Source organism: Peribacillus sp. B2I2 (assembly GCF_041261685.1).
GTDB lineage: Bacteria > Bacillota > Bacilli > Bacillales > DSM-1321 > Peribacillus.
The window spans coordinates 1,564,774-1,576,818 of the sequence record NZ_JBGCCB010000001.1 but is presented as its reverse complement, the minus strand read 5'-3'; the positions used below and the strand labels follow the sequence as shown (position 1 = coordinate 1,576,818).

General features: G+C 42.3%; 11 protein-coding genes. All 11 read right to left on the bottom strand.

Going from position 1 to position 12,045, the window contains the following annotated elements:
* Nucleotides 1–30: 30 nt before the first annotated feature.
* The 11 genes from ftsZ to ABIE66_RS07980 all read right to left on the bottom strand — a co-directional run bounded on the left by ftsZ (nucleotide 31) and on the right by ABIE66_RS07980 (nucleotide 11,923).
* On the bottom strand, nucleotides 31–1,188 hold the full coding sequence (gene ftsZ, locus ABIE66_RS08030) for a cell division protein FtsZ (RefSeq protein WP_289317223.1): 1,158 nt from the start codon (nucleotides 1,186–1,188) through the stop codon (nucleotides 31–33).
* A gap of 44 nt (nucleotides 1,189–1,232) precedes the next feature.
* Nucleotides 1,233–2,531 (bottom strand): cell division protein FtsA, encoded by a 1,299-nt coding sequence (ftsA, locus tag ABIE66_RS08025; RefSeq protein WP_289324334.1) that lies wholly within the window; start codon nucleotides 2,529–2,531, stop codon nucleotides 1,233–1,235.
* Nucleotides 2,532–2,783: 252 nt separating this feature from the next.
* The gene (locus ABIE66_RS08020; protein ID WP_289317225.1) at nucleotides 2,784–3,149 is read right to left on the bottom strand and encodes a small basic family protein; all 366 of its coding nucleotides are present in this window, start codon (nucleotides 3,147–3,149) and stop codon (nucleotides 2,784–2,786) included.
* Nucleotides 3,149–3,859, bottom strand: a complete 711-nt coding sequence (locus ABIE66_RS08015) for a DUF881 domain-containing protein (protein ID WP_289324333.1) — start codon at nucleotides 3,857–3,859, stop codon at nucleotides 3,149–3,151. The genes ABIE66_RS08020 and ABIE66_RS08015 overlap by 1 nt, the downstream gene beginning before the upstream one ends.
* A 42-nt stretch (nucleotides 3,860–3,901) precedes the next feature.
* Nucleotides 3,902–4,594 carry a DUF881 domain-containing protein gene (locus ABIE66_RS08010; RefSeq protein WP_289324332.1) on the bottom strand — a complete coding sequence of 231 codons (693 nt, stop codon included), beginning with the start codon at nucleotides 4,592–4,594 and terminating at the stop codon, nucleotides 3,902–3,904.
* A complete protein-coding gene (locus ABIE66_RS08005) occupies nucleotides 4,581–5,363 on the bottom strand; it encodes a cell division protein FtsQ/DivIB (protein WP_289324331.1) in 783 nt (260 codons plus the stop codon). Before ABIE66_RS08005 ends, ABIE66_RS08010 begins: the two co-directional genes overlap by 14 nt.
* 138 nt (nucleotides 5,364–5,501) lie before the next feature.
* On the bottom strand, nucleotides 5,502–6,410 hold the full coding sequence (gene murB, locus ABIE66_RS08000) for a UDP-N-acetylmuramate dehydrogenase (protein ID WP_289324330.1): 909 nt from the start codon (nucleotides 6,408–6,410) through the stop codon (nucleotides 5,502–5,504).
* Between the two features lie 354 nt (nucleotides 6,411–6,764).
* Nucleotides 6,765–7,871, bottom strand: a complete 1,107-nt coding sequence (gene spoVE / locus ABIE66_RS07995) for a stage V sporulation protein E (protein WP_034313896.1) — start codon at nucleotides 7,869–7,871, stop codon at nucleotides 6,765–6,767.
* A gap of 155 nt (nucleotides 7,872–8,026) precedes the next feature.
* Entirely contained in the window at nucleotides 8,027–9,379 is a 1,353-nt protein-coding gene (gene murD, locus ABIE66_RS07990) for a UDP-N-acetylmuramoyl-L-alanine--D-glutamate ligase (RefSeq protein ID WP_289317230.1), read from the bottom strand.
* Entirely contained in the window at nucleotides 9,380–10,357 is a 978-nt protein-coding gene (gene mraY / locus ABIE66_RS07985; protein ID WP_289324328.1) for a phospho-N-acetylmuramoyl-pentapeptide-transferase, read from the bottom strand.
* A gap of 93 nt (nucleotides 10,358–10,450) precedes the next feature.
* Nucleotides 10,451–11,923: a UDP-N-acetylmuramoyl-L-alanyl-D-glutamate--2,6-diaminopimelate ligase gene (locus ABIE66_RS07980; protein ID WP_370014366.1), complete on the bottom strand. Its 1,473-nt coding sequence runs from the start codon at nucleotides 11,921–11,923 to the stop codon at nucleotides 10,451–10,453.
* Nucleotides 11,924–12,045: the final 122 nt, after the last annotated feature.

Below are 12,045 nucleotides of genomic sequence, written 5' to 3'. Positions count from 1 at the left end.
CCCAAATGGGAACGGCATATGACGTCGATATTAACGGCGTCTATTACGGTTACGGAGGAAGGTTGGAATATCCAAGGCCTCTTCACCTTGATTGGCATTACGTGCAGGCTGTTCATTGACTTCTTCTCTCTTCACTTCACGCTTCACGTTTGACTGTGGCGTTTGTTGTGTCTGAGGTCTTGATTGCTGCTGTTGTCCGAGTGTCGGACGTCCTGTAGGCCTTATTGAAGCTTCAACCTCGTTAAAGCCTGTTGCAATTACTGTAACGACGATTTCATCTTTAAGATTTTCATTGATAACCGAACCAAAAATCATGTTTACGTCTTGATCGGATGCAGTAGCCACGATATCGGCCGCTTCCTGGACTTCAAAAAGACTTAGGTTCGTACCACCGGTAATATTCATCAGCACGCCTTGGGCACCATCAATCGATGTTTCAAGCAGCGGACTGGAGATGGCTTTTTTCGCCGCTTCTGCTGCACGGTTTTCCCCTGAGGAAATCCCGATTCCCATTAGTGCGGAACCTTTGTTGGACATGATGGTCTTAACATCGGCAAAGTCCAAGTTTATAAGACCTGGAACAGCGATTAAATCTGAAATCCCTTGTACACCTTGACGAAGTACATTATCGGCTTCACGGAATGCTTCAAGCATTGGTGTGCTTTTATCGACGATTTCAAGGAGACGGTCATTCGGAATGACGATCAGTGTATCAACCGATTCCTTCATGGATGAAATGCCGCCTTGTGCCTGTGTTGCACGTTTTCGGCCTTCGAAAGTAAATGGGCGAGTAACTACACCGACTGTAAGCGCCCCTAAATCTTTAGCAATGCCAGCGATGACAGGAGCAGCCCCCGTTCCCGTACCGCCGCCCATTCCAGCCGTTACGAATACCATATCGGCACCTTTTAGCGCTTCTTCAATCTGCTCTTTGCTTTCTTCTGCAGCTTTTTTTCCTACCTCCGGATTGGCACCTGCACCCAAACCGCGTGTAAGCTTCCCACCGATTTGCATTTTAATTTCTGCTTTTGATAGATTAAGAGCCTGTGCATCAGTATTGACAGAAATAAACTCAACACCCTGTACACCATGCTCGATCATTCTGTTTACCGCATTGTTTCCGCCGCCGCCAACACCTATTACTTTTATCGTTGCTAATTGTTCTAAATTAGAATCAAACTCCAACATGACAATCCTCCTATTTTGACGAAATTCCCGATTCTTTATGATTGTTATTCAAAAAAGTAACCCAGGATTTTTTTGAATTTAGATTCACCTTTTTCACCTTGTTTTTTAGCCGTGTTCTCTTTGCTTTTCTGAGAAACCTTCTGGCTGCGCTGGTCGTTATCTTCATGTGCTTGTCCAGCTGCTACAGGGGTTTTATTAGCGGTGTTTTTTTGCATTCTCTCTTTCTTGCATGCATGTTTAATCAGACCAACAGCTGTAGTATATTGGGGTTCCCTAACTCCGATGTAATTCGGCTCAGCTGTCCTGACGCGATTTTGGAACACATATTGAGCAAGCTCCAGGACTCCCGGCATCTTGACGACGCCTCCGGTCAACACGAAACCACCCGGTATATCCTGGAAGCCAAGTCTCCTCAAATCATCTTGAATCAACTCGAATATTTCGGTCACCCGCGCTTCAATGATATCCGAAAGCATTAGCTGGTTGCAGGTCTGCTGCTGGTCGCTGCCGATGATAGGTATTTGAAATACTTCATCTTCAGACGCATCATCATAAAAGGCATGTCCATGCTTTACTTTTATTTTCTCAGCTTCTTCCATCGTTGTCCTTAGAACGATGGAAAGGTCCTTCGTAAGTGTTTCACCGCCTATAGGTATCACAGACGTATATTGTAAATAGCCTTGTTCGAAAATTGCCAGAGTCGTGGAACCTCCGCCAATATCGACAAGTGCAACACCAAGTTCTTTTTCATCCTTGGATAAAACAAGGGAACCTGCGGCTAATGGCTGAAGAGCGATATCTGTTATTTCTAACCCTGCCCTTTCCACACAACGCAGCGTATTATGTAAAATTGTCCGAAGACCTGTGATTAAAATCCCTCTCATTTCCAACCGAACACCTATCATGCCCCTTGGATCACTTATTTCATCAAGTTCATCAACTTTGTAATGAATCGGCACCACGTCGATTATTTCCCTGTCGGATGGTATCGTTATTAACTCCGCTGCTTCCCTAACACGGAAAACGTCATGCTCAGTAATCTCTTTATTTTCACTGGATACCGCTACTACCCCATGACAGGGCTGAAGCGTCACGTGATTTCCACTTATACCGACGATTACCTTTTTTATCTCCATCCCTATCATCCGTTCTGCTTGCTCTACAGCCTTTTGAATGGATTGGACGGTTTCATCTATACCGACGATCGAACCCTTTTTGAGCCCCTCTGATTTAACATTTCCCACGCCGATTATATTTAATGTGTCATTGACCATTTCCCCAATGATAACTTTTACACTGGATGTACCGATGTCAAGACTTACGTATATTTCATTGCTGTTCATTCCATGGCACCTCCTTCAGTTTTATACATGTATTAGTAGAATAACATTTTTATATCGAAAGACTTATTCATTATAGAATAACAGAACTGATTACAACAGTCATACTAAGCAGTTCATTTGTATTTCCCAAACAGAACTCGTAGATTCCTCACTTTAAGATTCTAATTGTTCGCTTCTCAACTTAACTGATATATTACTAAACTAGATACTGCCATAAACTATTCGTCATTTATAACTTAATTCCCTTTAAAATTATAGATTTTTTTTCTGCTTTTTCCGGGAAATGGACCATTTTTCAATTAGGATCCTTCTAATCAGGGCGATATTTTGAAAGAGCCTTACGCCGAACACGAAGATTGCGGCTAAATATAAGTCTACACCAAGATGTACACCTAGAAAAGCCAAACCTGCGGCCAAAACAATATTAAAGAAGAATCCTGTTACAAATACTACTTCATCATAAAGATTTTGCAGATGCGCCCGTATGCCTCCAAACAAGGTATCAAAAGCAGCAAGCACGGCAATGGAGAGATAATTTGAATATTCTTGGGGAATATCAAAATCCACCAAAAAACCAAGGGTGATCCCAATTAAGAGTCCAAAAACTGGCAACCACATCACGATTCCCCCCCATCCATAATGGGTTCCATGTGTTCCACATTAATAGCATTTTGGTATGCCGGCAATGTTAATTCACCAGTCGGCACCTTAATCTGCACTTCAAAATTATCTATAAAGAAATCATCCATAAGTTCAGAACCTTCAATGCGCTGCTTAAGTTTCTTTGGATTAACGGTTATTGCCTGCATTTCGACAGGGTAATTGACTAGGGGATATCCGTCCATTTTCGGCTGTCCATTAATATCACGAATAACCGATGTCGATATATACCTTTGCCCTGAAATGGAAATTTCGTCAGCTCCAAACCTATACATTTCATTAATGAGCCGAATTATCAGCACAGGTGAAATATACTCGATTCTCTCACCAAGTAGGATATCTTCTTTGATAGGCTGTATAGACACGATTACCCCATTACCTTTTATTTCGGTCAACCCTGCGTCAGTCTTTAATTCGGTCAGGGTGTCACGCAATACTTCTTCTTTACTCTCATTTTTCTTTGTTTCATAGGAGGCAATTTTCCCCTCAAGCTTACTGATATCCTCAATTAATTCCACCTGGGTCTGCTGTTCTTTCAATAAATCATTTTTCAGCTCCCACATATCCCTTGTATCGGAAATGACAGGCTGATTCACCAAATTGAATTGAATAGCGAGCATGAAGCCAGCAATCAACGTAACCAAACTAAAAGAAAGCTTTTTTTTCATTTCCAGTTTCTCACCAATCTTTCATCGAATCCGGCGATCTAATCACCCTCCAATAATTGGATCAAAAATGATATTCTTTTGTTTTTCCACTGTAAAGATAATATTCTCATTAACCAGCTGTTCCTTAATGCCACCTGGTAAGTCCAGGGAAGCACCCAGGACATCAGGGTCCCCAATCGCAGAAATGGTAAATGGAGCAGGATGCTGATGGCCATCGATTGTGATCACTGGCCCATTACAGATTATGTACGAATTATGATTTAACCTTTGACCGTTAATCGCAACAGCCTCTGCACCTGATATGTATAGTTCATTGACGACCTTGAAGACATGCTGTTCGTGGACCAGGTAGTTATTGACATTGGCTTTTGAGTCCATATCTGTACCATCTTCAAGAGTCACCTGAAGGCCTGTGCCTTTCACTTTCACTTTTCCGAGAAACATCCGGTATTTCTCCGTATCCTTTGCCAAATTGAAAAAAAGCTGCTTTTCCTGTGCTAGGTCCTTTTCTATTTTGGATACATTTTCTTGCTTTTGAAGGAGTTCCTTCTGAAGGTCCCGGTTCTGTTTCTCTTGTTCGATCAGTTGTTGCCTGAGTTCATATTCCTGATCCCAGGCTTTGTCCTTCCCTACTCCTTTACCATCTTTGGTCAGATTGTAAGAGAAGGCAATCATAAATCCGAGAACTACGCAAACTAGGGGCAAAACCACCCGTTTGCCATTAATTTTCCTCATTAGTGTCTTCCTTTTGTTCAGCGTCTTCATATGCTTTAAAATAAGAACCCACTTCCAGATCAATGACACCCTTTACATCAGGATCCAACTGGCTGACAATCGATGGATAGTGAATCATTTTTTCGTATAAAGTCCGGCTTGTAGCACTTACCTCAAACCCATCGTTCATAAACATGACGATATGATAGGCATCTGTTTTGGTTGGAGCATAATGAATTTCGGAAATGGCATTCTGAATCTCGACAGGAAGCTTGTCCAATTCTTCTAAAAGCAACTTTAATGCTTTACCCTCTTTGAAACCAATTAAAACCGGGGCAAATACTGGAATTTCTCCTGTTGCTAGCTCCTCCAAAACGGTCCCATTTTCCAAAATAGGGGCAAACTTCCCATTATTGGACAGGTATGCCATCCTATTATGTTCCGAAACCGTAATTTTAATGGCATTAGGAAATACAGGTGTTACCTTAACGCTTTTTATTTCCTGATTCTTTTTGATATTAGCCGCGGTTACCCCTGTATCAACCTTCCAGATGCTTCGATCCTTCTTCACCTTACTCAATTTAATGATCTGCTTGGAAGTAATATAACGATTACCCTCCACCTGCACGGATTTCACATAGCTCAAAGGGGATAAAAAATATAGCACACAAGCAACCAGAATGAAGAAAAGGGAAAGCAAAAGAACAAGCCGCCTGTTTGCTTTACTTTTTCTTAATTGTTTTAATTTCGGGATGCGGTCCTCAATGGAAACGATTTTTCCCTTTTCCATCCCTTTCACCTCTTCCTGAAAAAATGGATGGTTTTTGACACAGTACGAAATCAATCAAACTCAAAATTTGGTTATAAATAAACTTTAAAAGGTAACACATTATATCACAAAATTTGGATATAAAAAATAACTCCATTATTATTTCCGGCCGATAATTTCCACTTCTGTTTCCATTTCAATTTCAAACATATCATACACAGTATCCTTCACATGCTGTATCAAGGCTTGAACATCCGCTGCACTTCCATTACCTGTGTTAACGATAAAGTTCCCATGCATCGGTGAAATCTGAGCTCCGCCAATCGAGTGTCCCTTCAGGCCTGCATTCTCCACCAGTTTACCTGCATGATGCGGAAGAGGATTCCTAAATATGCTCCCGGCACATGGAAGATTATACGGCTGCGTCTCTTTACGGTAATTTTTGTTATTCTGCATTCTTTCAACGATTTCGGTTTTATCACCCTCAGTCAATTGAAAAATTGCTTCAAGTACGATTCCAGGTCTTTTCTTCTGAAGTAGGGAAGTACGATAAGAAAAATCCATTTCTTCCTTAGAAAGCCAAGCTAGGGTTCCATCTTCAAAAAGGACATGTGCCGCCTTGAGAATTTCACTCATATCGGAACCGTGCGCACCAGCGTTCATATAGACAGCTCCGCCGACCGAACCAGGGATTCCACTGGCAAATTCCAATCCTGCATACCCTTTTTTACTGATTTGTACGGACAGGCTGACAAGTGATACCCCAGCCCCTGCTTTAATCTCGGCGCCATTTATCTCAAGATGATCAAGTCCTCTACCCAATTTAAGCACGGCACCTTCAATTCCGCCATCACTTACAAGTAGGTTCGAGCCCCTGCCAATCGCCCTCCATGGTATCCCATGTTCTTTAATGACCTGCATCGTTTTTTCTATATTTTCAATGGAAGATGGCACGATGAATAAATCAGCCGGCCCCCCAATTTTCATAGTTGTATGATTCGCAAGCGGTTCCTGTTCTAGAACTTTGCCGATTTTCATTTCAGTTAATTGCTTTATCACTTTATCCATGATAAACCTCCTTGTTGTTCCAAAAATTCCAAGTTACGATTTTCAATTCCTCTTCCATGAGGTCACTTATTTTAGAAGATTAATAACACCTTTTAAGCAGAAAAATAAACAGAAGCAAGCCCCAGTACGGCCTAACCCTCTTATACTATAGTCTAAACAAAGCCGTATTGCCAATATTTATTGTGGATTCCCCAACATTCATACATGGTAATATTTAAGCGACATTTCAATTATTTCTAAATTCCGGCAAGGTCCCCTCCAAAATCTTTTTCCTGCAAGGGCTTTCAACGTAAAAAAAGGGAGCCCTGCATTTAACAGGACTTCCCTTTTCTCATATCATATATTTTCCTGATGTCAGAATCTTGAATAACGACTTATATTCAGAAGCACTCCGATCGCCATCAACATTAGTGTCAGAGATGAACCACCATAACTCAAGAGGGGCAAGGTGATACCCGTAACCGGCATCAATCCCGTTACCACCCCTATATTGATCATCACTTGAATGGCGACCATTGCAATGATTCCCACCGCTACAAGGCTCCCATATAAATCAGGGGCACCAAGTGCGATCCGTATGCCCCGCCAAAGCATAAGCGCAAATAACAAAATGACCAGAGAGCCTCCGATGAAGCCAAGTTCCTCGGACAGTATGGCAAAAATGAAATCAGTCTGAGGTTCTGGTAAATAGAAAAACTTTTGGCGGCTTTGCCCGAGTCCCAGCCCGAATAATCCCCCGGGCCCAATTGCATAGAACGATTGAATCATCTGAAATCCACTACCCAAAGGATCTTCCCAAGGATCTAGAAAAGATGTGATCCTTTTTATCCGGTAAGGCGCTGACAAAATCAGACCGATAAAACCAGCCACCCCGATAAGACCCAAGCCGACAAAATGGCTGATTCTTGCCCCGGAAATAAAGATCATGACGATGCAGGTTCCTACCATTACCGTTCCCGTTCCAAGGTCGGGCTGTAACATGATCAATCCAAATGCCAAAAACACTAAACCCAAGGATGGAAGCATACCTTTTTTGAAGGAGGTGATCAGCTTTTGCCGTTCGGATAAAAACTTAGCTAAAAAAGCGATCATCGCTAGCTTCATGAACTCAGAAGGTTGGACCGAAAAGGCACCTACACCAATCCAGCTCCTCGAACCATTTCTCGCCATCCCTATACCCGGCACCAGCACAGCCAGTAACATAATGAAACAAATGATGATCAAAATCTTGGCCCAAGTCCGCCACGTCCAGTAATCCACATTCATGATGAAAAACATGGCTATGACACCAACGCAGGCAAACAGCAACTGTCTTTTAGCAAAATAAAATGAATCATCAAATTTATATGTTGCCCAAATGGCACTCGCGCTGTAAACCATGATTAATCCAACGGTCAAAAGACTTAAGGTGACGATAATGAGAATGAGATCAGGATTCGATTTTTTTAATGGCACGGACATCCACCTCTAGGAAGTTTTTCGAGCCTGTACGAATAAAAACATCATTGCTGATTGCTTGTCAGCACTTTAGTCAAAAAAAAAGCGATAACGGCTCATTATCGCTTTTTTCCAAGGTGTCAACGTAGAAGCAAGTTCACTTCTCTCTGCGAAAGCTCTTACTTAAGTTTATGCACGGCCTCCATAAACATGTCTCCTCTTTGCTCAAAAGTTTTATATTGATCCCAGCTTGCACAAGCCGGGGAGAGAAGAATGCAGTCGCCTTCATTTGATAATTCAAATGCAGCCGGTACGGCCTTTTCTACATTATCGACACGTTTTATATTCGCTATTCCTATTTCTTTTGCTACCCGCTCAATTTTTTCTGCGGTTTCGCCAAAAGTTATCAAGGCTTTGACATTTTTCATAGCCGGTTTCAACTCATCGAATTCATTCCCGCGATCCAACCCGCCTGCCAATAAGATGACAGGTTCCGTAAAGGATGTTAATGCTTTGGACGCCGCTAGAATGTTCGTCGCTTTCGAATCATTATAAAATTTACGGTTTTCGATCGTTGCAACAAACTGCAAACGGTGCTCCACACCATAAAATGTTTTCAATACAGTCTGAATGGCTTCGTTGGCAACACCCTTCAGTTTCGCCGCTGATATGGCCGCGAGCACATTTTCCAAATTATGTTTTCCAGGAAGCGCTATCTCTGAAACATCAATGATTTTTTCTCCTCTGAAGTATGCGGCACCTTCTTCTACATAGGCTCCATTCTCATGTTTCACTTCAGTTGAAAAAGGTACAAGTTCAGCCTTGGTCTTTTTCGCCATGGATACAACGGGATCTTGATCTGCATTATAAATCATGAAATCTGAACCTATTTGATTTTTCGCAATCGCAGCTTTTGCTTCGGCATATTCCTGTTTGGAACTATGATAATCCAAATGCGCATCATACAAATTTGTCAAGACTGAGATTTCAGGACGAAATTCCTCTATTCCCATTAACTGAAACGATGATAATTCAATGACGATCGAGTCATCTGATTTTGCCTTTTCAGCAACCCCCGAAGCCACTGTCCCGATATTCCCAGCAATAAGTGGGGACTTTTCACCGGTCTTCAACATTTCGAATATTAATGTTGTCGTAGTCGTTTTCCCATTTGTACCAGTGATGCCTATGAAAGGGGCCTCACTGATTTGATAGGCCAATTCAACTTCCGTAATAACCGGAATCCCTTTTTCCAATGCCCCTTTTACGATAGGGTTCCGATAAGGGATTCCCGGGTTTTTCACGATCAACTCGAAACCCTCATCAAGAAGCTCGATCGGATGACTACCGCAGATGACTTTAATTCCTTGTTCAAGAAGTCCTTGAGCCTCAGGATTTTCCGATAATGGCTTCATGTCATTCACCGTTACGAAAGCTCCTAATTTATGTAGAAGCGAAGCTGCCGTCACTCCGCTTTTTGCCAATCCCAATACCAATATCTTTTTCTCTGAATACTTTGCAGTCTCTTTCAATTATATCCACACCTCTAAATAGATTCCGAGTACCGCACACAGCAGCCCCACTGTCCAGAAAGTCACGACGACGCGCCATTCCGACCAGCCGGAAAGCTCATAATGATGATGAAGCGGACTCATTTTAAAAATACGTTTTCCAGTCGTTTTAAAAGATCCTACCTGTAGGATGACTGAGAGCGTCTCAATGACGAAGACTCCGCCAATGATTACCAGGAGGATTTCAAGCTTCGTTAACAGGGCGATGGTAGCGATCGCTCCTCCAAGGGCCAAGGAACCCGTATCCCCCATGAATACCTTTGCAGGATGTGCATTGAATACCAAAAATCCGAGCACCGCACCGACAACCGCCACCGAAAAAATAGCGACATCGTATTGTGACTGACTCCAGGCCAATATGGCAAAAGCACCAAAAGCAATGGCTGATGTTCCTGAGACAAGTCCATCAAGTCCATCCGTCAAATTGACGGCATTCGAAAAACCTACCAGCCAGAAAATAACGATAAAGAGATAAAACCAGCCAAAATCAACGGCAAAGTCAGTGCCTGGAATCGTCAATTCAGGATTAAAACGGTCTGTCTGTTTAAAGACGAAGTAAAAGATCACCGAAATCACAATTTGCCCAAGCAATTTTTGCTTAGAAGTCAGTCCCAGGTTTCGCTTCATGACCACTTTGATGAAATCGTCCAAGAAACCTAATAAACCAAATCCTAAAGTAACGAATAATAATAAATACGTTTCGGTCGAAGGTACCGAAAATTTCAAAGTCATGACCAGTGTAGCGATGGTAACAGATAATAATATGACCAAACCGCCCATGGTGGGTGTTCCCGTTTTCTTCAGATGCGATTGTGGACCTTCTTCCCTGATACTTTGCCCGAATTTCAATCTTCTTAAAAACGGGATAAAAATCGGCGAAAGAAGAACGGTTACTAAAAACGCCACCAAAATCGTATAAAAAATTACTTGTTCCAACATTCCTTACTCCCTCATTCCTAACACAATTCAAATATAAAATTCTGCTTGTTGTCTGTTCTTATTTGCAGCAGGGCAAATTCATTCACCGATTGTTCAAACTGAACCCAAACGACTTTGAATCGCCTTTTTTGCTTCTTCACGGTCATCGAAGTGAAGCACTTCGTCACCGACCAATTGATATGTTTCATGACCTTTTCCAGCTATTAAAATAACGTCGCCCTCTTCCGCCTTGGAAACAGCATAAGCAATCGCCTGCCTACGGTCTTCAATTACCGTATATTCTTTGCCTGCTACGCCAGTTTCCATATCCCGCAGGATCTGGGCAGCATCTTCACTGCGTGGATTATCCGATGTGAAAATCGCGTCAGTCGCCAAGCTGCATGCAATTTCGGCCATGATAGGACGTTTTGTCTTGTCTCGGTCCCCACCGCAGCCCACTATCACAAAGATTTTCTTTTGAGCAAACTCACCAACAGTTCTTAAAACATTTTCTAAACTGTCCGGGGTATGGGCATAGTCAACTATGACCGGGAAGGCCTGATTCGCTGTAATGAGTTCAAAACGGCCTGCAACACCATTTATTGCCTCGATGGATTTAATGGTCTCATCTAGATCGTTACCGGCGCACAGAGCAGCAGAGATGGCTGAGAGTACATTGTAAACACTGAATTTACCAATTAGCTTCAGCTGAATGTAACGCTCTTCTTTACCTGCTGTCAAGGTGAACGATGTTCCTTTTGCGTCAATTTTTATATCCTTCGCCCTGATATCCGCTTCTTTGTCGATGCCGTAAGTAACGACTGTAGCAGCTGTCGCTTTAATGAAATCAGCTGTTGCCTCATCATCAGCATTAAGCACAGCATATTTAGGACGATTCTCTATGTAAGCATTGCCGAGCTGTGAGAAAAATAAGGATTTTGCCTGCCTGTATCTGTCCATGGTTTTATGGAAGTCCAAATGATCCTGTGTGAGATTCGTAAAAACGGCAATATCATAATCACAGCCATGGACGCGCCCAAGTTCAAGTGCATGCGAAGAAACTTCCATAATGGCCGTGGAGACAGACGCTTCGGCCATTTCATGAAATGCCTTCTGGAGCGTAACGCTATCTGGCGTCGTGTTCTTGGTTTCATATACCGTATCGGCAATTTTTGTATACATCGTGCCAATCAGTCCTGTTTTTTCATGTCGATCCTCGAAAATCTTTTCCAATAAGTGACTGGTCGTCGTTTTTCCATTCGTTCCTGTAATTCCAATCAAACGCATCTTTTGAGTCGGATGTCCATAAAATGCATCGGCAAGCACGGCCATCGCCCTGCTTGAATCCCTGACAACGATCACGGGAACATCGAGTTCAAGCGGCCTTTCCGCAATGACTGCTGCAGCTCCATGTTCTACAGCGAGTTGGGCAAAATCATGACCATCGACTGTATAACCTTTTATACAAACAAATAAACTTCCGTCTATGACTTTACGGTTATCATTTTCTATGGAGGTGATTTCAGGATTTTCTCCTTCATACGTAAATAAGGAGTTTAAATAAGATAGTAATTTGTGAAGCTTCATTTTTCCATCCCTCTCAACTTAATTTGAGGATTCATTATATGTGATTAGCCTTGGCTTGTCGAGAAACCAATTTCAATTATACGGGGTTTTCACGACTCCGTAAACAAAGCGGCTGATGATTC

Excerpts from the sequence above, each read along its gene's own strand:
- spoVE (WP_034313896.1), bottom strand. The coding sequence starts at position 7,871 with ATGTCCGTGCCATTAAAAAAATCGAATCCTGATCTCATTCTCATTATC.
- ftsZ (WP_289317223.1), bottom strand. The coding sequence starts at position 1,188 with ATGTTGGAGTTTGATTCTAATTTAGAACAATTAGCAACGATAAAAGTA.
- ABIE66_RS08015 (WP_289324333.1), bottom strand. The coding sequence starts at position 3,859 with ATGAAAAAAAAGCTTTCTTTTAGTTTGGTTACGTTGATTGCTGGCTTC.
- ABIE66_RS07980 (WP_370014366.1), bottom strand. The coding sequence starts at position 11,923 with ATGAAGCTTCACAAATTACTATCTTATTTAAACTCCTTATTTACGTAT.
- ABIE66_RS08005 (WP_289324331.1), bottom strand. The coding sequence starts at position 5,363 with ATGGAAAAGGGAAAAATCGTTTCCATTGAGGACCGCATCCCGAAATTA.
- ABIE66_RS08020 (WP_289317225.1), bottom strand. The coding sequence starts at position 3,149 with ATGTGGTTGCCAGTTTTTGGACTCTTAATTGGGATCACCCTTGGTTTT.
- ftsA (WP_289324334.1), bottom strand. The coding sequence starts at position 2,531 with ATGAACAGCAATGAAATATACGTAAGTCTTGACATCGGTACATCCAGT.
- ABIE66_RS08010 (WP_289324332.1), bottom strand. The coding sequence starts at position 4,594 with ATGAGGAAAATTAATGGCAAACGGGTGGTTTTGCCCCTAGTTTGCGTA.
- mraY (WP_289324328.1), bottom strand. The coding sequence starts at position 10,357 with ATGTTGGAACAAGTAATTTTTTATACGATTTTGGTGGCGTTTTTAGTA.
- murB (WP_289324330.1), bottom strand. The coding sequence starts at position 6,410 with ATGGATAAAGTGATAAAGCAATTAACTGAAATGAAAATCGGCAAAGTT.